The organism is Pseudomonas sp. XS1P51 (genome assembly GCF_054897845.1).
Map to the genome: position 1 here is coordinate 2,390,814 of NZ_CM142707.1, position 20,192 is coordinate 2,411,005.

Consider the following 20,192-nt stretch of genomic DNA (forward strand, 5'->3'; position numbering starts at 1 on the left):
CCCTCGCCACAGAAGCTCCCTCGCCACATGTTAAGTGTTCGGCTTACAACCCATCACCCGGCAAACGCCCGGCGCCCGGCGCGGATTTCGGTGCGAAGCTCGCCAATCAGGTTGGAGATGGCGCGAACGGTGGTCAGTTGCGCGGGCGATACGCCGGTGATCAACAGATCAATTCGCCCGGTGGAGCGGTCAAAGATTTTGATCCGTAACGACCCATCGGGATTCACCGTGCAGGCACAGGAAAGCGGTTGAAAACCGGACTCCACGATGCGGCAAAGCTCTGGAATTGAAACCATGACTGGCGCCTCCATGGCGGTTGATCAAATTCAACCTGTTCAGGATAGATGCACTTCTCCCATCCTGCGCCAGCCAATCCCCGCAATAAATGTTAGCGGCGTCTCACTTTGGCGACCTCTCAGCGAGAATCCCCGTTCCACAGCCAGTTCCAGATCCCCGGAAGCTTCACGGGCTGTGAACTGTCGGTGACGGTGCGCGCCATGGCCGCCTTTTGCAGGGCGGCCGTATCGCCGTAAAACGGCTTATCGGCCAGCTTCACCCCCGTGGCGCGGGCGCTGTCGAGGAGGATTTGCAGGTACTCGCGGGCATGCCGGGCGGTGTAGCGATTGAGGTCGTGGAAGGTCACCACCACCGGAATGACCCCATCCACCACCGGCAGCTCTCCCTGCGCGATGCGTTCGCGCACTTCGGACATGGTGCGTAACAGGTGAGCCCGTCGCCGAGGGCTGGCGTTAAAGCCCCAGATCTTGCCGTCATTGGCACTGAGGTCGGTCAGTAGCACATGCATTCCGTGCTGCTGATAGGCGGCGAAGGTGCGTTTGTCGTAGCTCCAGAATGGTGGACGCACCAGGGTCGCAGACGCGCCGGTGATCGCGGCGATGTCAGCGCTGCCGTTGCTGAGCGACGCCTCCAGTTCTGGCGCATCCAGCAATCGATGATTGCTGTGACCGGGCGTGGCGGTGTGGAAGCCCAGGATGTGACCTTCGGCGTGTTCGCGGCGCATGATCTGCTGCCCCAACTCACTGCCGCCGGCCCGCGAGGCACGGGTCTGCACGAAGAACACGGCTTTGATGTCCGGTTGCAACGGATTGCGCGCAAGGCTTTCAAGCACGGTCACGGTCGGATTCCAGAAGCTCGAAGCACTGGGACCGTCGTCGAACGTCAGCAGAAAACGGATCGGTGGTTGCGCGTGCAGACGTTGTTCGGTCTGCGGCGTCATTTCGATGGGAGAAGCGATGCAACCCAGCAGGCTGACTGCCATGGCGAACGCCGATAGAACCTTGACCAACTGTTTCATCTTTTGCCTTGAGCCAGACCGTTACGCCCGCACATCTGTGCGGGCGCGGGTTGGATCAGGGTACACAGTGTTTGGTTCCGGCGCTGCCCGGCGTCGTCGGTTACTGGCTGAAGGACTGCTGGAACGAGTTGTCGATAATCGGCGCCGTTGCCAGCGCGGCCGGCAGCGCCTTGACCTTGAACAGGAAGTCCGCGGTGCTCTGCAGGTCCTTGGCGGCCTGCGCATCGACCGGGCCGACGGTCATGTGGGCCTGGCGCAACCAGTGGCGCGAAACGTTCTGGTCGAGGTTGGCTTTCTTCGCCCAGAGATCGGCGTATTCGTCGGTGTTGTTGTCGACCCACGCCCGGGCCTTCTTCAGGCGCACCAGAAAGTCGGCGATGGCTTCGCGCTTGCTGTCGATCGAAGGGGTCGACGCGGCGATGGCGCTCAGGCCGGGCATCAGGTTTTTGGCGGTGAGAATCGGCCGGGCGCCAGAGAACAGAATCTGCTGGGAAATGTAGGGTTCCCAGACCGGAAACGCGTCAATGCTGCCCTGAGGCAAAGCGGCGGCGGCATCAATCGGCATCAGCTTGATAAAGTCGACGTAGTCTTCCGGCAGATCGGCTTTTTCCAGGGCGCGCAGGGTCAGTTGCTGGCTCCAGGCGCCGGGCCAGTAAGCGACTTTCTTGCCCTTGAGATCGGCGATGGTTTTGACCGGCGAATCCTTGGGCACCAGCAAGGCGATGGTGTCCGGGTTCTGCCGCGACACACCGATCAGTTTCACCGGCGCCTGTTTGGCGGCGAGGAACAGGAAGCCAGAATCACCGAGAAAGCCCAAGTCCAGCGCGCCGGTGTTCAGCGCTTCAGCCAGCGGCGCGGCAGCCTGGAAGTGCTTCCAGTCGACCGTATACGGCGCGTCTTTGAGTACACCCGAAGCCTCCACCGAGGCGCGAACGTTGTAGTAATTCTGATCGCCGACGTGCAGGACGACGGGGTCGGCAGCGTAAGCGAGTGGCGCGGCAAACAGCGCGCTGGTCAACAGACTGCGCACGAATCGGGACAGGTTCATCGGGGGGCTCCTTGAGGGTGAGTGCGATAGACCATAACGCTCTTACAGCATGCTTTTTAAATTCTATTTATGCATAAGCTAATGACCGCCTGCCAACACTGTCTGCCTGGCAACAGCGACCCAACAGACTGTTTTCCCGCGAACACTCCTGCGCTCCATTGCGTACCCCAAAGCCCGGAAAACGCTTGATCTCCACGACATGGCACAGAGCCTGCAATATTCCGTTTATGCAGGAAGCATTTATAAAAAATGATTTTTTAGAAATAAGAACCTCGACGCCTTGCCCGGAGCTGATCCCATGAAATCCACCTTCCGTTTTCCCAAAGTCAGGTATCTGCTCAGCGCCTGCGCCCTGGCCTTGAGCCTGCAACCCGTAGCGCAGGCTGCTGAAACGCCGCCCGCCGAAGTGCATCTGGATTACGCCTATTACTCACCGGTCAGCCTGGTGCTCAAGCACTTCGGCTTTCTGGAAAAAGCCCTGCCGCAGACCAAGGTCAGCTGGGTGCTGAGCCAGGGCAGCAACCGCTCGCTGGAATACCTCAACAGTGGCGGCGTCGACTTCGCCTCCTCCGCCAGCCTGGCTGCGGTACTCAGCCGCGCCAATGGCAGCCCGATCAAATCGGTTTACGTCTACAGCCGCGCCGAATGGACTGCGTTGGTGGTACGCAAGGATTCGCCCTACAAGACCGTGGCCGATCTGAAAGGCAAGAAAATCGCCGCCACCAAAGGCACCGACCCCTACCTGTTCACCCTGCGCAGCCTGCAACAGGCCGGCCTGACCAAGGACGATGTGGAACTGGTGCACCTGCAACACCCGGATGGCCGCACCGCGCTGGAAAAAGGTGACGTCGACGCCTGGGCCGGGCTCGATCCGCACATGGCCGCCAGCCAGGTCCAGGCCGGTTCGCGCCTTCTGTATCGCAACACCCACTTCAATAGCTATGGCGTGGTCAGCGTCACCGACAGCTACGCGAAAGAACACCCGCAAACCATCGACACCGTCCTGAAGGCGTACGAACAAGCCCGCGAGTGGGCGGTGAAAAACCCTGACGAACTGGCGAAATTGCTTGCCACCGAATCGGGTCTGCCGCTGGAAGTGGCCAAACTGCAATTGTCGCGCACCGACCTGAGCAGCCCGCAATTGACCGCCAAGGATGTGATCGCCTCCAAAGCTGCCGCGCCGATTCTGGTTTCCGAAGAACTGGTACGTCGCGGGGTGAATGTCGACCAGGTGATCGATCAACTGATCGACACCGGTTTCAAGGAAACCGTGGCTCGTCAGTAAAAGCAAAAGATCGCAGCCTGCGGCAGCTCCTACATGGGGGATATGCGTTTCCCTGTAGGAGCTGCCGCAGGCTGCGATCTTTTGATCTTGCTTCAAATCAGCGCTGTAAACCGCGCCCGTCGCGGATTCGTCGTGACTGGAGAACCCCATGACCAGCAAAAGCAAAGACCTGCCCGCCCGCCTGACAGTGCCGGTGCCAGGTCGCGCCACCGCTATCCTCAGCAACGCCTGGCGCCTGCGCCTCAAGGGCCTGGCCCTGCCGGTGCTGATCCTTCTCGTGCTGGAATTCGTCGTACGCATCGGCTGGCTGCCGTCCTACCAGATGCCCGCCCCCAGCGAAATCGCCCTGACCTTGAGAGACCTCGCCGAAGGCGCCCTGTGGAAGCACATCAGCGCCAGTCTGTTGCGGGTATTGCTGGGTTTCGCCATCGGCGCCAGCCTGGCCCTGGTGTTCGCCGCGTGGGTCGGTTTGAGCCGCGAAGCCGAAGCCTGGCTGGAGCCGACCTTCGCCGGCCTGCGCTCGATTCCGAGCCTGGCCTGGGTGCCCCTGTTGTTGCTGTGGCTGGGCATCGACGAGACGTCGAAAATCGTCCTGATCGCCATCGGCGCATTCTTTCCGGTGTACCTCAATGGCGTCGCGGCGATTCGCGACATCGATCGCAAACTGGTGGAAGTCGGCCAGATGTACGGCTTCAGCCGAACCCGGCTGGTGCGGCGAATTCTGCTGCCCGCCGCCCTGCCCGGCCTGTTCACCGGGCTGCGCAGTGGCATGAGCCTGTCCTGGATGTTTCTGGTGGCTGCCGAGCTGATCGCCGCGACCAAGGGCCTGGGCTACCTGCTCAGTGACGGTCGCGAAACCTCACGCCCGGACATCGTGCTCGCGGCAATCATCGTGCTGGCGCTGCTGGGCAAACTCAGCGACGGCATCCTCGCCAGCCTGGAGAAACGCTTCCTGGCCTGGCGCGACACCTTCAACGGCCAAAGCGCAGAGGATTGAGCCATGACCGCACACCTGCTGGACATTCGCGTCGAACGCAAAACCTTCGCCACCACCACCGTGCTGCAGAACATTCATCTGCAATTGCAGCCACGGGAAGCTGTCAGCCTGCTGGGCCCCAGCGGTTGCGGCAAAAGTACCTTGCTGCGGATCGTCGCCGGCCTGGAAAAAGACTTCCAGGGTGAACTGAACAGCAACGCCGGTGAAGTCGCCTTCGTGTTTCAGGAGCCGCGACTGATGCCGTGGCTGACGGTCGAGCAAAACATCGGCTTCAGCGCCGACAGCCATTACGACAGAGCCTGGGTCGCGCAACTGATCGACGAGGTAGGCCTGAACGGTTTCGCTCAAGCCCTGCCAAAGGCCCTGTCCGGCGGCATGGCGCAGCGAGTGGCCATCGCTCGCGGCCTCTACTCGCGACCGCAGGTGCTGTTGCTCGACGAACCGTTCAGCGCGGTGGACGCCTTCACCCGGATGAAGTTGCAGGATTTGTTGCTGCAACTGGCCGAGCGTCACGCCATCGCCCTGCTGCTGGTGACCCACGATGTGGACGAAGCGCTGTACCTGAGCGATCGCGTACTGGTCATGGACAATCGTCCCAGCAGCATTCGTCAGGAACTCGCGGTGCAACTGGCTCATCCGCGTGATCGGCGAGATCCGCTGCTGGCGCAGCTCAAGGCATTGTCATTGACTGAGTTGCAGCGGGCGCATGTGATCTGATGTGAGAACTCAGGACGCCACATTGATTGAAGAGATGGCGTGAACTTATCAATTCGACAAAGGTGCATGCACAAATAACAATTGTTTATAGGAACCAATAAACAAAACGTTACGGAAAGTGTTTCAGGCAAGAGACAACTCTATATGTCAGGAAGTTTTACGCATCAACCGCTTGTCTGACACTTTGCTTGTCATACATACATTTAGAATAAGTACGGATAGCATGCGCGCCGCATTTCCGTAGCACCGCCCAGTTGACCAAAGAGTCAGCAAAACAAGGAAATCCCACTACAACAAGCCTTTGCAGAGAACTCAATTGCGCGACGACATTGCAATTAATCAAGTCGTGAGTCTGGAGTGCGTTTATCGCTCGACGACAGAACACTTTCGACTCGACAGTTTTATCGGGCAATACATAACGACCCGAAACCTGCGATCAATTCCGGGGATCGATGGCATCCTGCGTTCAACCCTCAAAAACTATCCGGGCAAACCTCCGGTGATGGTCAATGAACTGAACGCCTGGATCGACAAGACCCTGGGTTATAGGGCCTCCTACCCCGATATATTGCAGCTGGACGACGCTTGAAACGATGCGCGGGTATTGATTCGGCAATAGAACTGAACGAACCCCCGATCGATGCACTCTCAATAGCAGAGGCTCACTGAGCCTCTTCCTTTCAGCCTTCCCATTTCTGCACGACGCTTGCACCGCAGATCTCTCTGAATTCCCTGTTGGACTACTGAGCCAAAGCCCTGGCTGGCTTCAGGAGGAATATATGAGCGAACTCGTCCCTTATGCCGTGCATTACTTGTTCGACGGTGTGCGACAACACTTTTTCAAGTTGGCCGTGCATTTCTCGGATGTCGAGGCCATACATTCTGCTTCCGCACATGCTTATCCCAAATGTGGCCGTCAAATCGCCGCCCATGCCAGCCTCGAAACCGCCCGCATCGAAGCGCAGCAGTTGGGAATTACGCAGATTCGCTGGAATGTTTCGATCTGACTCACACAAATCAAAAGATCGCAGCCTCCGGCAGCTCCTACACCGATTTCTGTAGGAGCCGCCGGAGGCTGCGATCTTTTGATTTTGATATCCAGTCAGGGCTTCAGAGGAATCTCCACATCACGATCTGACAATTCTCTGCTGTCGTCATGTTTCCAGGTCTGAGATGAACGCCTCTGCCGCTCAAGCTCTTCTTCCGTCGGTTCATCCATGTCTTCATCATCCGGGTCCGGACGCTTTTGTTCAGTTGCCATGCTCACCTCTCTTCCTAAGGGATCAGTCACCAACGTTAAGCGTAGAACAGATTCGGGCACCCGGCTCAGAGCCACCAACGCAGCAAAAAGAAAAAACCCATGCTCAACAGCATGCTGAGCAAGGTATTGCGGGTGTAGAGCACCAACCCCACCGCTACCAGCGAACTGATCAGATACGGGTTGTCCCACTGCAGGTTCAGTTGTTTGTCCGGCATGAACACGATAGGGCCGCAGATTGCGGTCAACATGCCGGGCACCGCAAAACCGAGAAATTGCCGCGCATTGCTGCTCAGGCGCACCGGCAACCGAGGTTCCAGAAAGACGTAGCGGTTGAGGAAGACCAGCACGCCCATCCCGATAATTACAGCCCAGACCATCATGCGCGGCCACCATAGAATTTGTTGCAGATGAAACCGGCGGTCATGCCCGCCAACCCCGACAGCACCAGCGCCGAGCCCCACTGCCAGTAACTGAACAGCACCGAACAGAACAGCGAAACCGCCACGCACACCACCGTTGGCACGTTACGCACCACCGGGGTGATCAGGGCGATGAACGTGGCCGCGATGGAGAAGTCCAGCCCCAGGTGTTCCAGGCCCGGAATGCTGCTGCCCAGCACGATGCCGGCCAGGGTGAAGAGGTTCCAGGCGATGTAAAACGTCAGGCCCACGCCCAGGGCATACCAGCGATTGAACTGTTGTTTGTCATGCTGGCTGGTCAGGGCGAACAGCTCGTCGGTGAGCAAAAAGCCCAACCCCACACGCCAGCGACCCGGCAGTGGCGAAATCACCGAACGCAGGCTCATGCCGTAGAGCAAATGCTGGGAGGTCAACAGCAACGTGGTCAGCAGAATCGAAAAGATCCCGGCACCGCCCTTGAGCATGCCGATGGCCACCAGTTGCGCCGCACCGGCAAACACGATGCTCGACAAGCCCTGGCCTTGCAGGGGCGTGAGATTGGCTTCGATCGCCATGGAACCGGCCAGCAGCCCCCACGGCGCGGTCGCCAGGGACAACGGCATGATCGCCGCGGCGCCGCGAAAAAAGGCGCTGCGCGGCATGAATGAATTGGACATAACGCTCTACAAACCGGGAAAGACGCCTGACTGTGCCAGCAGTCGCCGCCGATGGCTTGAACAATCTTGCGCACTTGTGCCATTCATCGCCTGCACGCTTGATTCACTTCGATAGTAGCAACATGATGGCACTGTATTTCCCTCGAGATCCGGCCCGTCATGAGCTCAATCGACACCGACAGCGACGTCTACAAAACCCTGCTTGAATCGACCAGGGCGATTCCGTGGCGAATCGACTGGAAGACCATGACCTTCAGCTACATCGGCCCGCAGATCGAAAGCCTGCTGGGCTGGAAGCAGGACAGCTGGGTCTCGGTCAATGACTGGGTCGAGCGCATGCACCCGGATGATCGCGATTACGTGGTGGAGTTCTGCGTCTCGCAATCGCGCGTGGGTGTGGACCACGAGGCGGACTACCGCGCGCTGACCCGCGACGGCGACTACGTGTGGATTCGCGATGTGGTGCACGTGGTGCGCAAGGACGGAGAGGTGGAAGCGCTGGTGGGCTTCATGTTCGACATCAGTGAGCGCAAGAAAACCGAAGAACACCTGATTCGCCTGCAGAAGCAACTCGAAGAATATTCATTCCAGGACGGTCTGACCGGCATCGCCAACCGACGCATGTTCGACACCGTGCTGGAGCGCGAATGGAGCAACGCCCAGCGCACGGGTTTGCCACTGTCGCTGATCATTCTGGATATCGATTACTTCAAGCAGTACAACGACCACTACGGGCACATCAAGGGCGACGAATGCTTGCGCCAGGTGGCCCAGACCTTGTCGCTGGCCGCCAATCGACCGCGGGATTTCATCGCCCGGATCGGCGGCGAAGAATTTGTCTGGCTGCTGCCCGAAACCGATGCCGAATCCGCACGGTTGGTGGCGCGCAAATGCCTGCACCTGATTCGCCAGCAGCAAATCCCCCACGAATTTTCTGCGGTTTCGACGCTGTTGAGCGTAAGTCTGGGAGTCGGCACCACCACCGCACCGCTGCAGGCGATGGCGCTGGAATTCGTCGAACGGGTCGATAAGTTGCTCTATCAGGCCAAACGCAATGGCAGGATGCGTGCGGAGTTCGCCGAGGTGCTCTGAGCACCGAGTACCCTGCAGCCATTGGCATAACGCGTCAGGGAGTGAACATGCTTTACCGGATCGCCGCCGACGGGCTGGTGCTGTTTCACCTATTGTTCATTCTGTTCGTGCTGTTCGGCGGGCTGCTGGTGCTCAAATGGCACCACCTGATCTGGTTGCACCTGCCCGCCGCCGCGTGGGGCGTGTGCGTGGAGGTTTTCCACCTGTTCTGCCCGCTGACGGAGTGGGAAAACCTCATGCGCCATGCGGCCGGGCAAACCGGTTATGGCGGCGGTTTCATCGAGCATTACGTGTGGCCGGTCATTTACCCGGCGGGCCTGACACCCACTATTCAGCTGGGGCTGGGCGGCGTGGTGCTGGTGATGAACGTGCTGGTTTATCTTCACTTGTTGCGGCGATGGAAGTTACGCCGTACCACCTGAATCAAAAGATCGCAGCCTTCGGCAGCGCCTGCGCCGGAATATGCGTTTCCATGCAGGAACTGCCGAAGGCTGCGATCTTTTGATCTTACTCGCTCAAGGATTTCGCCCATGTTGTCGATCGAAGACCTGGCGTTACTCGAAGCCATCCGCGAAAGCGGCAGCCTGTCGAGGGCCGCGGCCCACCTCGGCAAGGCGCCATCCACCGTGTCCTATGCGGCGCGGCAACTGGAAGAACGCTTCGATGCGCTGCTTTTCGATCGGCGCCGTTACCGCTTGCAGCTGACCCCGGCGGGCGAGTTACTGGTGAACGAGGCGGCGCGGCTGATGCAGGACGTCTCGCGGCTGACCCAACGGGTGCAGCAAGTGGCCAATGGCTGGGAAAGCCGACTGTGGATCGTCACCGACGAACTGCTGGAGTTCGAAGCCCTGATCCCGGTGATTCACGAGTTCGATGCGCTGGAATCCGGCGTTCCACTGCGCATTACCCAGGAGGTGCTCAAAGGCGTTTGGGAGGCCCTGCGTGAAGGCCGTGCGGACCTGATCATCGGCGCCACCAACGAGCCGCCGGCCATCCCCTCCTTGCGCTGGATGCAACTGGGGGAAATGGAATGGGTGTTCGCGGTTTCACCGAAGCACCCGCTGGCCAAGGCCAGGGAACCGATTTCACGGGCAACGGTGGCGCAGTACCGGGCGATTGTCGTGGCCGATTCGTCCAGAGCCACCGAGGGCAGCACTTATGGCGTCTCCAGCGGACAACCGGTACTCGCCGTGCCGACCATGCGCGCAAAAATCCTCGCCCAGTGCGACGGATTGGGCGTGGGTTGGTTGCCCAGACATCGGGTCGGATCGTTACTGAAAAACGGCACGCTGGTTGAAAAACAGATGGCCGATCCGCGCGAGCCGAACATTCTGTACGCCGGCTGGCGTGGCGATCATGACGGGCGTGCCCTGGGCTGGTGGCTGGAAAAACTCAAACAGTCGTACCTGTCCACCAAGCTGGTTCAGGGCAGCGATCGGTTTGTCTGAACCAGCGCGGTCAGTTGGCAATGACGCTCATGTTCCGACCGCTGGCCTTGGCGACATACAGCGCCTTGTCCGCGGCGCCGACCAGGTCATCGGGCTGAGCCTGTGAGTCCGGGTTGTAAGCGCAGACCCCCAGGCTGACGGTAACCGTCCCCTCCACGCCCTCACTGTGCCGGATGCCGGCCTGCTGAACCGCCCGACGGATTTTTTCCGCCACCAGAAAGGCGCCCACATAGTCGGTCCCCGGCAGCACCACCGCAAATTCTTCTCCGCCATAACGGGCGGCCAGGTCGCCGGGACGCTTGATGCTGTCCCGGATGATCACGCTGATGTTGCGCAAACACTCGTCGCCGGCCACATGGCCATAAAGATCATTAAAACTCTTGAAGCGATCGACATCGATCATCAGCAGCGCGAGGTGGGTCTGGTTGCGCCTGGCTCGGCCCATTTCGGCCAGGATGAACAGATCGAACTGACGCCGGTTGGAAAGCCCGGTCAGGGCATCCTCCAGGGCCAGCAACTCAAGGCTGCGGTTGACCTCAAGCAGCTTTTCCTGAGCATCGAGCAATACGCTCTGAACGTGATTCTGCTGCTTCATCAGGCGAATGAGGCGATAACCGAGCACGCCCAGAAACCCCAGAAACAACGAGACGATCCCGGCACTCAGCAGTACCTCTGCACGCCAGGCTGCCAGGACTTCATTTGTATCCAGCGCCGCAAAGACGATCAGTGGATAACCGTCGACCCGGCGAAACCCCACCACCCGCTCGACACCGTCCACATAGGACGGGACCGTTGCCGTGCCTGAATTTCCCAGGGGCAACAGCTGCGTAAACAGCGGTCCCTTGGCGACGCTGGTGCCGATTTCCGCTTCTTTGAACGGTCGGCGAACGATGATGCTGGCATTGTTGGCGATCAGGCTGATCACGCCGTTACGGCCCATGTCGATGCTGTCGTAGAGCCCAAGGAAATGGCTGATATAAATCGTCGCCAGCGCCACGCCGGCAAAGCGCCCGTCCGGATGATTGACGCGGCGCGACACCGTCAATATCCATTCACCGCTCGAACGGCTTTTGATCGCCGGGCCGATGTGGGGGCCACGGTCGGGATGATCGCGATGGAAGATGAAATATTCACGGTCGGAATTGTTGGCATCGGGCAGGGCCACGCCGTTGGAATTGGCAATCCAGCGCCCCTCTTCGTCGTAGACGAACAAGCCATGGAGCTGGCCCAGTTCGTTGCGCTGATCGCTGAGCAAACGCTGCAATCGAGGTATCCGGGGGGCGTCGATGCCGTCGTTTTCGAGGCGGTCCACCAGGGTAAACAGCAGCGTATCGGCTTGCTTGATCGACGCCTGAGCTTGAGAGGCCAGCGTCTGCGCAAGGTTGGACATCGCCACTTCCTTGTCATGCAGATGGTATAGGCGCGAGCTCCAGGCTTCCCACAACACGATGGCCGTCATGGCCAGGCACACCGCCACGAGCAGAAACACCGCAGAACGAACCTTGAGCGTTGCGCCAGCCTGCCCGGCCACCCAAGGCACGCCGTGCAGGGATTTTTCTATTCGGTCTTTAACGGACGGATGCCCCATGACTCTCCCTGAACCCTGATGACGCGGCGACAGATCCCGGTCGCCTTTTTTTACAACCGCGTGGTCAGTTCACTATGCCTGATCGACACCCGGATAGGTGATGAAGTGCCTTCCAGGCCCAAAACGTCAGGACAGTGAATTCAGCCTAGCCTCCACCGCCCCGAAACCCCAGATCCAATGGTGCGGTTTCTGCCCACACCCTGGGTATTACCGAGCTGCCTGCTTCACGGCCTCAAGCCAGGCTGGATTCAACTGCGTCTGTTCGGTCTCGATGCCCAACGCTTCCATCCGCGCCTTGTGCTGGTCCATCTCGCGAGTCAACTGGCTATGGTCACTGGAGTTACCGTCCAGCTGGTGCATCTGGCTCAACCCTAAATGATAGAAGCGCAACAGCTTCATGGCAGTCGGATCACCCGCCTCTACCGCCGCCGTCACCTGATGCATGACGTTGGTGATGCTCATCAGGCTGCGCTTGAGCTGCCAGCCATAGACCGCCGGGGCCATCCATTCCTGGGTCCAGAACATGCCGCGCATCAGCGCCACCATCAGCAGCACCGCAACAAACACACCACCCACGTTGAACCGCAGATTGTCGCCCCCCGGCTCACCGAACAACGCCACCGCCGCAGTCGACAGCACCATCGCCAGCGCCAGGAAACTCAGGGCGATGATGATCGTGCTGCGCCGCGTCTGGCTTCGATAGATTTCGGGATTCTTCGGCTGGATTTCGAACATTGCGTCGGGTTTCCTTGGGGGCATGGGCGAAAAGACTGCGGGGCATTATCGCCTCCCCGGGGGATTTAGCTATGCTGGGGCTCCTTTTCATCTTTTCATCGTCAAACGGGGAACATGGCGATACAGCGCAGTTCGTGCCATCTTCTTTCATGGATACACACTATTCGGATGCCATTTGCCTGTATGAATGGCATCGTTTTAAGGATCATTGAATGACCCAACGACAAGTAATCAACGCCTCGGTCAGCCCAAAAGGCAGCCTGGAAACCCTTTCTCAACGTGAAGTACAGCAACTGAGCGAAGCCGGATCCGGCAGCACCTACACCTTATTCCGCCAGTGCGCCCTGGCCATCCTCAATACTGGCGCCCATGTTGATAACGCCAAAACCATTCTCGAAGCCTACAAGGACTTTGAAATCCGCATTCACCAGCAGGACCGCGGCGTACGCCTGGAACTGCTGAATGCCCCCGCCGACGCCTTCGTCGACGGCGAAATGATCGCCAGCACCCGGGAAATGCTCTTCAGCGCCCTGCGCGACATCGTCTACACCGAAAACGAACTCGACGCCCAGCGCATCGACCTGAGCACCTCCCAGGGCATCAGCGACTACGTCTTCCACCTCCTGCGCAATGCCCGCACCCTGCGCCCCGGCGTCGAGCCGAAGATCGTGGTGTGCTGGGGCGGCCACTCGATCAACACCGAAGAATACAAATACACCAAGAAAGTCGGCCACGAACTGGGCCTGCGCAGCCTGGACATCTGCACCGGTTGCGGCCCCGGCGTGATGAAAGGCCCGATGAAAGGCGCAACCATCGCCCACGCCAAGCAACGCATCCACGGCGGTCGCTACCTCGGCCTGACCGAGCCGGGCATCATCGCGGCCGAAGCGCCGAACCCGATCGTCAACGAACTGGTGATCCTGCCGGACATCGAAAAACGCCTGGAAGCTTTCGTGCGCGTCGGCCACGGCATCATCATTTTCCCGGGTGGCGCCGGTACGGCCGAAGAGTTCCTGTACCTGCTCGGCATCCTGATGCACCCGGACAACGCAGGCGTGCCCTTCCCTGTGGTCCTCACCGGGCCGAAACACGCCGCGCCCTATCTGGAACAGTTGCACGCCTTCGTCGGCGCGACCCTCGGTGAAGCGGCCCAGCAACACTACGAAATCATCATCGACGACCCGGCTGAAGTGGCGCGTCATATGACCCAGGGCCTGAAAGAGGTCAAACAGTTCCGCCGCGAGCGCAACGACGCGTTCCATTTCAACTGGCTGCTGAAGATCGATGAAGGCTTCCAGCGCCCGTTCGACCCGACCCACGAAAACATGGCCAACCTGAAACTGAGCCGCAACCTGCCCTCCCACGAACTGGCCGCCAACCTGCGCCGCGCGTTCTCCGGCATTGTCGCCGGCAACGTCAAGGACAAGGGCATACGCCTGATCGAAGAGCACGGGCCGTACCAGATTCGTGGCGATGCGGCGGTCATGCAGCCGCTCGATCAACTGCTCAAGGCCTTCGTCGCCCAGCACCGGATGAAGTTGCCGGGTGGTGCGGCGTATGTGCCGTGTTATCAGGTGGTTGCGTAACCAAGTCAGGAAGTCATCCTGTGGCGAGGGAGCTTGCCCCCGTTGGGCCGGTACGCGCTCGGGCGAAGCAGTTGTCGAACGGGCGCATGCGGTCTTTCCGAGAGACTGGGGGGTGCAGGTTTTGGGGCCGCTGCGCGGCCCAACGGGGGCAAGCCCCCTCGCCACAAATAGCTGCCGGACTGCCTAGGGTAGTTGACCTATGGAAAGAGAAACGCTGATGCGCCAACGCAATGCCGCAAGACTCCTCGTCATCAACCCTTCAAAGCAGGTGCTGCTGTTTCGCTTCCAGCACAAGGGTGACGCCCTGGACGGGCGCGACTATTGGGCAACGCCCGGTGGCGGTCTGGAGGAAGGTGAAACCTTCGAAACGGCGGCCGTGCGCGAACTGCTTGAGGAAACCGGTCTGCACGTCGACACGGTGGGTGCTTGCGTAAGTGAGCGCAGCTTTCCGATGATGTTGCCCAGCGGTGAAACGGTCCTGTCCGTGGAACGCTATTTCGTCGTCCACGCCGACGATGAACGGCTGACACGTGACGGCTGGACTGCCGATGAAATCCGGGTCATGACCGAGCACAAATGGTGGTCTGTGGCCGAACTGCAGGAAACCCGCGAAACGGTCTGGCCAGAACGGTTGATCGAAATGCTGGAAAACGCCTGACCGTCTGGATGCCCCGGTCTGCCAACCACCACACCTCCCCTGTGGGAGCGAGCCTGCTCGCGATAGCGGACTGACAGACAACATGGGTGTTGTATGTCATGGCCCCATCGCGAGCAGGCTCGCTCCCACACTGGTCATGTGTTGAGTGTGGACGTTCCTGCTACAACCCCTTCTGCATATCCACCACAAACCGATAGTGCACGTCGCCCTTCTCCAGCCGCTCGAACGCCTCGTTGATGTCGCTCATGGCGATCACTTCCACGTCGGCGACGATGTTGTGCTCGGCACAGAACGCAAGCATCTCGCGGGTATCCAGCGTACCGGCGGCGCCGGAGCTGGCAATACTGCGACGGCCCATGGCGAGCAGGATCGGGTTGAAGTCGAACTGCTCGGGAATCCCCAGGGAACACAGAGTCGCGTCGAGCTTGAGCGCGGTCAGGAACGGGTCCATCGGGTAACGCTGGGACACGGTATCGAGGATGAAGTCGAAGCGAAAAGCCTGGGCCGCCATCTGCTCGGCATCGGTGGACAGCACCACCTCGTGGGCCCCGAGTTTCAAGGCTTGTTCGACTTTCTTCGGCGAGGTGGTAAACGCCACCACATGAGCGCCCATGGCCCGGGCGAATTTCACCGCCAGATGGCCGAGACCGCCAATACCGACGACACCCACGGTTTTGCCAGGGCCGATGTTCCAGTGACGCAGCGGCGCATAGGTGGTGACACCGGCGCAGAGCAACGGTGCGGCGGCGGCCGGATCAAGGCCCTCGGGCAGCAAGTGCACGAAGTGTTCATCGGCCACGTACAGCTCGGAGTAACCGCCGCGGGTCCGCGAGCCGTCCACCCGGTCGATACCGTCGAAGGTCAGGGTCGGGTATTCGCGGCAGTAGATTTCGTTTTGTGCCTTGCACGGTTCGCAGTGCCGGCAGGAGTCGACAATGGTGCCGATCATCACCGTGTCGCCGACCTTGAAGCGACTCACCTCGGAACCGATTTCCGTCACTTCACCGACGATTTCGTGGCCCGGCACCAGCGGGTACTCCTGGCCCCACGCTTTCATATAGTGCACGTCAGAATGGCAGACCCCGCAAAACAGGATCTTCACCGCCACATCCTTGGGCCGTGGCGCCCGGCGCTCGAACGTCCACGGCACCATCGGGCCGCCCTTTTGCAGCGTTGCGTAAGCCTTGGTGCTGCGCATGCCGGAACCTGCTGGAACATTGCTCATTGCTTGATCCTCGCCTGCCACTTTACAATTTATTAATTCTGTAAAGACATTAACACCTTTACATTTATCGTCAACTGTAAAGAATCAATCGGAATCCCATGGACACCAAGGAAGACCGCATCACCGGCGCAGCGCTCGAGCTGTTCCTGCGTCACGGCTATCGCAAGGTCAGCATGAGCGACGTGGCCGAAGCGGCGCAGATGTCGCGCCCGTCGCTATACGCCTCGTTCGCCAACAAGGAAGCGATCTTCGCCGAACTGGTGCGCCGCCAGCGCGAGCGCAATCTGGCTGAAATCGAGGCGCGCCTGCCCCCGTTCAACGGCCTGCAGGAAAAACTCGGGTGCGTGTTCGACATCTGGCTGATCGAACCGATCGCCTCGGTGATCGATTCAGAAAACGCCACGGAAATGCTGGCCAACTGCGCCGTCTATGCGCCGCAAGCGATAGCCGATTTGTATCAAGGACTGGAGCAGACATTGATCGCGGTGCTGACGCCGCACATGAATGCTCAATCGTTACTGCCCGTCACAGACCTCGCGCGAATCCTGCGACTGGCCTCCACCGAGATCAAAGCCTCGACCGAAAACCTTGAAGAACTGCGGCGGATGGTCGACGGCTTGATGGTGATGGCGGTGGCTGCCGTGGCGAGCGATACCCATAAGTCCTGAGGTCTGACACAAAAGCCCCGTCAATTCCTCGGGACAGTTGCAGTACGGTCGTAATAATATTTGCGCCTCATCTGATCAAGGACGATTCATGAAGCGCATTGCCGGTTGCCTGCTGTCATTCCTGACGTTTGGTGCGGTCGCCGCCGACCTGAACCTGCTCACCGACAACCATCCTCCCCTGCATTTTCAGCAAGGCAACGCGCTGGTGGGGTTTGGTGTGGATGTGGTGCAGGCGCTGGCCGAAACCGCCGGTGACCAGGTGCACTTGCAACAAGTCCCTTTGCTGCGCGCCTTGCGCATCGCCAGCACCGACCCCGACACCGGGGTATTTACCGTGTTGCGCACCGCCGAACGCGATGACCAGTACCAGTGGGTCGGTCCGCTGATGGAGGTGGAAACCGCGCTGTACTCCACCGACAGCACCCGGCAACCGGTGCGCAGTTTGCTGGAGGCTGGCCATCAGGGGCGTATTGCCGTTCCGCGAAAATGGCGGGTCTACGGCTACTTGCAGAAACAGGATCTGAACAATCTGTATGGCGTGGAAACCCCCGAACAAATGATGCGTCTGGCACGCCTGGGCCGCACTGAATTTGTGGTGGCCGACACCCTTTCCGTGGCGACAATGGCCCGAGAGGAAGGCTTGCCACCCGGCCAGTTGTACTACCAGATGCCGTTGATGAAGCAAGGCACCTACATCGCCTTTTCGCCACTGACCGATGCGCGTCGGGTGGCGCGCTGGCAGCAGGCGCTGGACGAGATGAGCCGGAACGGACGTCTGGAACAACTCAAGCAGCGTTGGCTGGTGGACCGCACGCCGCGCTGACGGAGAATCAACGTTCTCGATAACGACTATGCGCCAGGGTGTTTTTTCATCACGAAGCTCCAGCACTACAGTGGCCACATCTTCTCCCCACTCTTCTGGAGCAACATCATGAAAAGCATTATCGGTCTTGGTTTCGCCCTTTCGGTTCTTGGCGCTACTTCCGCCATCGCTGCACCGCACGCCACGTCGCAAGTTGTTGCGGCGGCTAAAGTCAGCCAACCGGCCACACTGAATGTGAACACTGTTGGCGTTGATCACAAGGATAGCCAGCAAGGCAAACTCTACGTTGCTGAAAACCGTCCTGAGTTTGGTTCGAAGTATCAGCGTTATTGATTGACGGCTTTGTGCCGCTTGAAACGGGAAACCCCGGGGAGATTCGATCTTCCCGGGGTTTCTTTGTTTGATTGTGTACATATCCGTTACCGCAGAAATGGGTATACCCCCCGAACCCAAGCAACCATCACAGTGCCAGGCGAGCAGCAAGAGCCTTGGCCTGACTCGCCACATCAGTCACCGCCGTACTCTCCCACCACATCCCCCGCAACGGCGGCCCCATGGCAAACAGCCGACTGGCAACCTGCCCATCAACATCCAGCACCCCACCGCCGACCGCTGCCGCAACCCCCAACGCCAACGGCCCCGGACGCACCAGCCCACGAGCCAGTAACTGCTGTGGCAACGGCCGCGCCACCCGTCGCCAGTCATATTCAATGCCGCTGGAGTTGATCAACGCCGCACCACGGACGACAACCGTTTCGGCCTCACCACGACGGCGGATGCGAATGCTCACTTCACCGCCCGAAGAAGGCTCCAGCCCTTTGAACGAAGCCGCCTGAATCCGCAACCGCCCTTCCCCGTACAACCGCGCCACCAACTCCGCACTCAACGGCGGCGAGCGGTGGTGATGGCTTTCCCACCACGGCCGCACATGCCGCACAAACTGCCGACGCTGCACGTCCGTCGCCTGACTCCACAAACGACCAATGTGCGCCCGCACGGTGTCGAGCGGCGCTTGCCAGTCGATGCCTTGCGCGATGGCGTCCCGGCAATGCCGACGCAGTTCGCGCACCAGTTGTCGCGGTGTGCGAATGCCATGATCCTCGGCGAGAAAATCCATCCAGGCCGGCGGTTGCCGACGCACCTGCGGCAGCAGCCCATGCCGGGAAAACACTTCGATCGGCCCGCGATGCCCGGCCTGTTCCAGCGACACCACGGCATCGACCATGGTCAGCCCCGAACCGATGATCAGCACCGTCGACTGCGGGTCCAGCTGCTGCATGGCGGCGACATCCCACGGGTCGAGTGCCGTCGCGTTCAAGCCACTGGATTGGGTTTGCGGCGTGCGTGCGGCGGGGAACATCCCCGTCGCCAACACCGCATAAGCGCCCTGCAAGCGTTGCCCGTCACTCAAGGTCAGCCGTACCGAATCGTCCAGCGCTTCCAGGTCAACCACCTCGGCCCGCACATGCTCGACCGTTGAACCGTTCAACGCCCCCACCGCTTGCGCTTCGGCCAGGCGCTGTTGCACGTACAAACCGAAAATCCCCCTCGGCGGGAACAACTCGCTGACCGGCACATGCTGCTCATCGGATTCGGGCCAGCCGCCGGCCGCGATGTACTCGCTCAGCCATTGGGTCAGATCATCGGCATTGTCCGGGTCGACACTCATGCGCGCCGCGTTGCCGTTGAGCGTATGCCCCAATTCGACCGCGCTGTACGCCTCGCCCCGGCCAAGTTCTGCACGGGGTTCGATCACTAGCAGCTGACGCTTGCCGGGCAGACGCAACAACTGCGCCGCCAGCATCGTGCCGCTGAGGCCGCCGCCGACGATCAGGATGTCTGCGTTGCGGATGGCGTCGGTCGCCTGTCCGCCTTGGGTTTCAGTCATGCGGTTCTCACTGGTCAGTGTTTACCAAGGTAAAAGTCGTGCAGATCGCCCCGCGCCAACAGCGCTTCGCTGCTGCCGGACAGCACCACCCGGCCAGTGTCGAGGACGTAGGCCTGTGATGCGTACTTGAGCGCCACATTAATGTTTTGCTCGGCGATCAGGAAGCTCACCTGCTCGTCGCGATTGAGCTGGGCGACGATCTCGAAAATCTCCTCGACGATAATAGGCGCCAAACCCATGGAAGGCTCATCAAGCAGTACCAAAGTAGGACGCGTCATCAACGCCCGACCGATGGCGACCATTTGCTGCTCGCCACCGGACGTCAGCCCGGCCTGGGTCTTGCGCTTGGTTTTCAGCCGTGGAAACCAGGCGTAGATCCGCTCCAGGTCCCGGGTCATGTCCTGGCGACTCAAGCGCCGCACGAAACCGCCGCTGCGCAGGTTGTCCTCGACCGTCAGTTGCGGAAATACGTGCCGGCCCTCCAGTACATGCACCATGCCCTGGCGCACCCGAACGCTTGGATCGACACCCGCCGTGTCACGGCCGAGAAACTCGATCGTGCCGCGACTGACCTCCGCCCGTTCGGCCCGCACCAACCCGGAAATCGCCTTGAGCGTGGTGCTTTTGCCCGCGCCGTTGGCCCCGAGCAACGCAACGATGCCGCCCTTGGGCACCGTCAGCGACACCCCGGCCACGGCCAGGATCGCGCCGTCGTAGATCACCTCGATGTCTTTGACTTGCAACAGGTCATTGGCGGCAATGTCGCTGGCGGTTTGGTTCATG

At 60.2% G+C, this 20,192-nt stretch carries 24 protein-coding genes; 13 read left to right on the top strand and 11 right to left on the bottom strand.

Annotated features, from left to right (window positions below; all coding sequences use genetic code 11):
• Positions 1–53: 53 nt before the first annotated feature.
• The 3 genes from ACYZUD_RS10970 to ACYZUD_RS10980 form a co-directional block, all read right to left on the bottom strand.
• Complete coding sequence (locus ACYZUD_RS10970) at positions 54–296, bottom strand: DUF1652 domain-containing protein (RefSeq protein ID WP_462024014.1); 243 nt, start codon at positions 294–296, stop codon at positions 54–56.
• A gap of 119 nt (positions 297–415) precedes the next feature.
• Complete coding sequence (locus ACYZUD_RS10975; protein WP_462024015.1) at positions 416–1,315, bottom strand: polysaccharide deacetylase family protein; 900 nt, start codon at positions 1,313–1,315, stop codon at positions 416–418.
• A gap of 100 nt (positions 1,316–1,415) precedes the next feature.
• A complete protein-coding gene (locus ACYZUD_RS10980; RefSeq protein WP_462024016.1) occupies positions 1,416–2,363 on the bottom strand; it encodes an ABC transporter substrate-binding protein in 948 nt (315 codons plus the stop codon).
• 298 nt (positions 2,364–2,661) lie between these two features.
• On the opposite strand from ACYZUD_RS10980, the gene ACYZUD_RS10985 reads away from it, so the two are divergent.
• The 5 genes from ACYZUD_RS10985 (at position 2,662) to ACYZUD_RS11005 (ending at position 6,369) form a co-directional block, all read left to right on the top strand.
• Positions 2,662–3,648 (top strand): aliphatic sulfonate ABC transporter substrate-binding protein, encoded by a 987-nt coding sequence (locus ACYZUD_RS10985; protein ID WP_462024017.1) that lies wholly within the window; start codon positions 2,662–2,664, stop codon positions 3,646–3,648.
• A 148-nt stretch (positions 3,649–3,796) separates the two neighbouring features.
• Positions 3,797–4,645 carry an ABC transporter permease gene (locus ACYZUD_RS10990; RefSeq protein ID WP_462024018.1) on the top strand — a complete coding sequence of 283 codons (849 nt, stop codon included), beginning with the start codon at positions 3,797–3,799 and terminating at the stop codon, positions 4,643–4,645.
• Between the two features lie 3 nt (positions 4,646–4,648).
• The gene (locus ACYZUD_RS10995; protein ID WP_462024019.1) at positions 4,649–5,362 is read left to right on the top strand and encodes an ABC transporter ATP-binding protein; all 714 of its coding nucleotides are present in this window, start codon (positions 4,649–4,651) and stop codon (positions 5,360–5,362) included.
• A gap of 316 nt (positions 5,363–5,678) precedes the next feature.
• Positions 5,679–5,951: a hypothetical protein gene (locus tag ACYZUD_RS11000; protein ID WP_462024020.1), complete on the top strand. Its 273-nt coding sequence runs from the start codon at positions 5,679–5,681 to the stop codon at positions 5,949–5,951.
• A gap of 190 nt (positions 5,952–6,141) precedes the next feature.
• Positions 6,142–6,369 (top strand): DUF6555 family protein, encoded by a 228-nt coding sequence (locus ACYZUD_RS11005; RefSeq protein WP_462024021.1) that lies wholly within the window; start codon positions 6,142–6,144, stop codon positions 6,367–6,369.
• 95 nt (positions 6,370–6,464) lie between these two features.
• Here the strand turns inward: ACYZUD_RS11005 and ACYZUD_RS11010 are convergent, their stop codons facing one another.
• The 3 genes from ACYZUD_RS11010 to ACYZUD_RS11020 all read right to left on the bottom strand — a co-directional run bounded on the left by ACYZUD_RS11010 (position 6,465) and on the right by ACYZUD_RS11020 (position 7,698).
• Complete coding sequence (locus ACYZUD_RS11010; RefSeq protein WP_462024022.1) at positions 6,465–6,623, bottom strand: hypothetical protein; 159 nt, start codon at positions 6,621–6,623, stop codon at positions 6,465–6,467.
• A 65-nt stretch (positions 6,624–6,688) separates the two neighbouring features.
• Positions 6,689–7,000: an AzlD domain-containing protein gene (locus tag ACYZUD_RS11015; RefSeq protein ID WP_162830874.1), complete on the bottom strand. Its 312-nt coding sequence runs from the start codon at positions 6,998–7,000 to the stop codon at positions 6,689–6,691.
• Entirely contained in the window at positions 7,000–7,698 is a 699-nt protein-coding gene (locus ACYZUD_RS11020; protein WP_462024023.1) for an AzlC family ABC transporter permease, read from the bottom strand. Before ACYZUD_RS11020 ends, ACYZUD_RS11015 begins: the two co-directional genes overlap by 1 nt.
• A 159-nt stretch (positions 7,699–7,857) precedes the next feature.
• On the opposite strand from ACYZUD_RS11020, the gene ACYZUD_RS11025 reads away from it, so the two are divergent.
• From ACYZUD_RS11025 to ACYZUD_RS11035, 3 genes are all read left to right on the top strand, one after another.
• Positions 7,858–8,790 (top strand): diguanylate cyclase, encoded by a 933-nt coding sequence (locus ACYZUD_RS11025; protein WP_462024024.1) that lies wholly within the window; start codon positions 7,858–7,860, stop codon positions 8,788–8,790.
• 47 nt (positions 8,791–8,837) lie between these two features.
• On the top strand, positions 8,838–9,212 hold the full coding sequence (locus tag ACYZUD_RS11030) for a DUF2784 domain-containing protein (RefSeq protein WP_462024025.1): 375 nt from the start codon (positions 8,838–8,840) through the stop codon (positions 9,210–9,212).
• Between the two features lie 108 nt (positions 9,213–9,320).
• Complete coding sequence (locus ACYZUD_RS11035; RefSeq protein ID WP_462024026.1) at positions 9,321–10,238, top strand: LysR family transcriptional regulator; 918 nt, start codon at positions 9,321–9,323, stop codon at positions 10,236–10,238.
• 10 nt (positions 10,239–10,248) lie between these two features.
• Here ACYZUD_RS11035 and ACYZUD_RS11040 read toward each other — a convergent pair whose 3' ends face one another.
• The gene (locus ACYZUD_RS11040) at positions 10,249–11,826 is read right to left on the bottom strand and encodes a sensor domain-containing diguanylate cyclase (protein WP_462024027.1); all 1,578 of its coding nucleotides are present in this window, start codon (positions 11,824–11,826) and stop codon (positions 10,249–10,251) included.
• Positions 11,827–12,033: 207 nt separating this feature from the next.
• Entirely contained in the window at positions 12,034–12,561 is a 528-nt protein-coding gene (locus tag ACYZUD_RS11045; RefSeq protein WP_462024028.1) for a DUF3087 domain-containing protein, read from the bottom strand.
• A 212-nt stretch (positions 12,562–12,773) separates the two neighbouring features.
• On the opposite strand from ACYZUD_RS11045, the gene ppnN reads away from it, so the two are divergent.
• Both ppnN and ACYZUD_RS11055 read left to right on the top strand, forming a co-directional pair.
• Entirely contained in the window at positions 12,774–14,147 is a 1,374-nt protein-coding gene (gene ppnN / locus ACYZUD_RS11050; protein WP_462024029.1) for a nucleotide 5'-monophosphate nucleosidase PpnN, read from the top strand.
• A gap of 217 nt (positions 14,148–14,364) precedes the next feature.
• Positions 14,365–14,805, top strand: coding sequence for an NUDIX hydrolase (locus tag ACYZUD_RS11055; RefSeq protein ID WP_462024030.1), 441 nt, complete (start codon positions 14,365–14,367; stop codon positions 14,803–14,805).
• A 160-nt stretch (positions 14,806–14,965) separates the two neighbouring features.
• Here ACYZUD_RS11055 and ACYZUD_RS11060 read toward each other — a convergent pair whose 3' ends face one another.
• Positions 14,966–16,003 (bottom strand): NAD(P)-dependent alcohol dehydrogenase, encoded by a 1,038-nt coding sequence (locus ACYZUD_RS11060; protein WP_462025025.1) that lies wholly within the window; start codon positions 16,001–16,003, stop codon positions 14,966–14,968.
• A gap of 125 nt (positions 16,004–16,128) precedes the next feature.
• Here ACYZUD_RS11060 and ACYZUD_RS11065 point away from each other — a divergent pair, with 125 nt between their 5' ends.
• The 3 genes from ACYZUD_RS11065 to ACYZUD_RS11075 all read left to right on the top strand — a co-directional run bounded on the left by ACYZUD_RS11065 (position 16,129) and on the right by ACYZUD_RS11075 (position 17,854).
• Positions 16,129–16,698 carry a TetR/AcrR family transcriptional regulator gene (locus tag ACYZUD_RS11065; protein ID WP_462024031.1) on the top strand — a complete coding sequence of 190 codons (570 nt, stop codon included), beginning with the start codon at positions 16,129–16,131 and terminating at the stop codon, positions 16,696–16,698.
• A gap of 88 nt (positions 16,699–16,786) precedes the next feature.
• A complete protein-coding gene (locus ACYZUD_RS11070; RefSeq protein WP_462024032.1) occupies positions 16,787–17,521 on the top strand; it encodes a substrate-binding periplasmic protein in 735 nt (244 codons plus the stop codon).
• Positions 17,522–17,629: 108 nt separating this feature from the next.
• Positions 17,630–17,854, top strand: coding sequence for a hypothetical protein (locus ACYZUD_RS11075; protein ID WP_462024033.1), 225 nt, complete (start codon positions 17,630–17,632; stop codon positions 17,852–17,854).
• A gap of 127 nt (positions 17,855–17,981) precedes the next feature.
• Here the strand turns inward: ACYZUD_RS11075 and ACYZUD_RS11080 are convergent, their stop codons facing one another.
• Positions 17,982–19,409: an FAD/NAD(P)-binding protein gene (locus ACYZUD_RS11080; protein WP_462024034.1), complete on the bottom strand. Its 1,428-nt coding sequence runs from the start codon at positions 19,407–19,409 to the stop codon at positions 17,982–17,984.
• A gap of 14 nt (positions 19,410–19,423) precedes the next feature.
• Entirely contained in the window at positions 19,424–20,191 is a 768-nt protein-coding gene (locus ACYZUD_RS11085) for an ABC transporter ATP-binding protein (RefSeq protein WP_462024035.1), read from the bottom strand.
• Position 20,192: the final 1 nt, after the last annotated feature.

What these genes read in the sequence shown, in the direction of transcription:
- ACYZUD_RS11005 (WP_462024021.1), top strand. Translation starts at nt 6,142, where the DNA reads ATGAGCGAACTCGTCCCTTATGCCGTGCATTACTTGTTCGACGGTGTG.
- ACYZUD_RS10970 (WP_462024014.1), bottom strand. Translation starts at nt 296, where the DNA reads ATGGTTTCAATTCCAGAGCTTTGCCGCATCGTGGAGTCCGGTTTTCAA.
- ACYZUD_RS11020 (WP_462024023.1), bottom strand. Translation starts at nt 7,698, where the DNA reads ATGTCCAATTCATTCATGCCGCGCAGCGCCTTTTTTCGCGGCGCCGCG.
- ACYZUD_RS11035 (WP_462024026.1), top strand. Translation starts at nt 9,321, where the DNA reads ATGTTGTCGATCGAAGACCTGGCGTTACTCGAAGCCATCCGCGAAAGC.
- ACYZUD_RS11085 (WP_462024035.1), bottom strand. Translation starts at nt 20,191, where the DNA reads ATGAACCAAACCGCCAGCGACATTGCCGCCAATGACCTGTTGCAAGTC.
- ACYZUD_RS11045 (WP_462024028.1), bottom strand. Translation starts at nt 12,561, where the DNA reads ATGTTCGAAATCCAGCCGAAGAATCCCGAAATCTATCGAAGCCAGACG.
- ACYZUD_RS11030 (WP_462024025.1), top strand. Translation starts at nt 8,838, where the DNA reads ATGCTTTACCGGATCGCCGCCGACGGGCTGGTGCTGTTTCACCTATTG.
- ACYZUD_RS10995 (WP_462024019.1), top strand. Translation starts at nt 4,649, where the DNA reads ATGACCGCACACCTGCTGGACATTCGCGTCGAACGCAAAACCTTCGCC.
- ACYZUD_RS11015 (WP_162830874.1), bottom strand. Translation starts at nt 7,000, where the DNA reads ATGGTCTGGGCTGTAATTATCGGGATGGGCGTGCTGGTCTTCCTCAAC.
- ACYZUD_RS11060 (WP_462025025.1), bottom strand. Translation starts at nt 16,003, where the DNA reads ATGCGCAGCACCAAGGCTTACGCAACGCTGCAAAAGGGCGGCCCGATG.
- ACYZUD_RS11075 (WP_462024033.1), top strand. Translation starts at nt 17,630, where the DNA reads ATGAAAAGCATTATCGGTCTTGGTTTCGCCCTTTCGGTTCTTGGCGCT.
- ACYZUD_RS11025 (WP_462024024.1), top strand. Translation starts at nt 7,858, where the DNA reads ATGAGCTCAATCGACACCGACAGCGACGTCTACAAAACCCTGCTTGAA.
- ACYZUD_RS11070 (WP_462024032.1), top strand. Translation starts at nt 16,787, where the DNA reads ATGAAGCGCATTGCCGGTTGCCTGCTGTCATTCCTGACGTTTGGTGCG.
- ACYZUD_RS10980 (WP_462024016.1), bottom strand. Translation starts at nt 2,363, where the DNA reads ATGAACCTGTCCCGATTCGTGCGCAGTCTGTTGACCAGCGCGCTGTTT.
- ACYZUD_RS10975 (WP_462024015.1), bottom strand. Translation starts at nt 1,315, where the DNA reads ATGAAACAGTTGGTCAAGGTTCTATCGGCGTTCGCCATGGCAGTCAGC.
- ACYZUD_RS11055 (WP_462024030.1), top strand. Translation starts at nt 14,365, where the DNA reads ATGCGCCAACGCAATGCCGCAAGACTCCTCGTCATCAACCCTTCAAAG.
- ACYZUD_RS11040 (WP_462024027.1), bottom strand. Translation starts at nt 11,826, where the DNA reads ATGGGGCATCCGTCCGTTAAAGACCGAATAGAAAAATCCCTGCACGGC.
- ACYZUD_RS11010 (WP_462024022.1), bottom strand. Translation starts at nt 6,623, where the DNA reads ATGGCAACTGAACAAAAGCGTCCGGACCCGGATGATGAAGACATGGAT.
- ACYZUD_RS11080 (WP_462024034.1), bottom strand. Translation starts at nt 19,409, where the DNA reads ATGACTGAAACCCAAGGCGGACAGGCGACCGACGCCATCCGCAACGCA.
- ACYZUD_RS10985 (WP_462024017.1), top strand. Translation starts at nt 2,662, where the DNA reads ATGAAATCCACCTTCCGTTTTCCCAAAGTCAGGTATCTGCTCAGCGCC.
- ACYZUD_RS10990 (WP_462024018.1), top strand. Translation starts at nt 3,797, where the DNA reads ATGACCAGCAAAAGCAAAGACCTGCCCGCCCGCCTGACAGTGCCGGTG.
- ppnN (WP_462024029.1), top strand. Translation starts at nt 12,774, where the DNA reads ATGACCCAACGACAAGTAATCAACGCCTCGGTCAGCCCAAAAGGCAGC.
- ACYZUD_RS11065 (WP_462024031.1), top strand. Translation starts at nt 16,129, where the DNA reads ATGGACACCAAGGAAGACCGCATCACCGGCGCAGCGCTCGAGCTGTTC.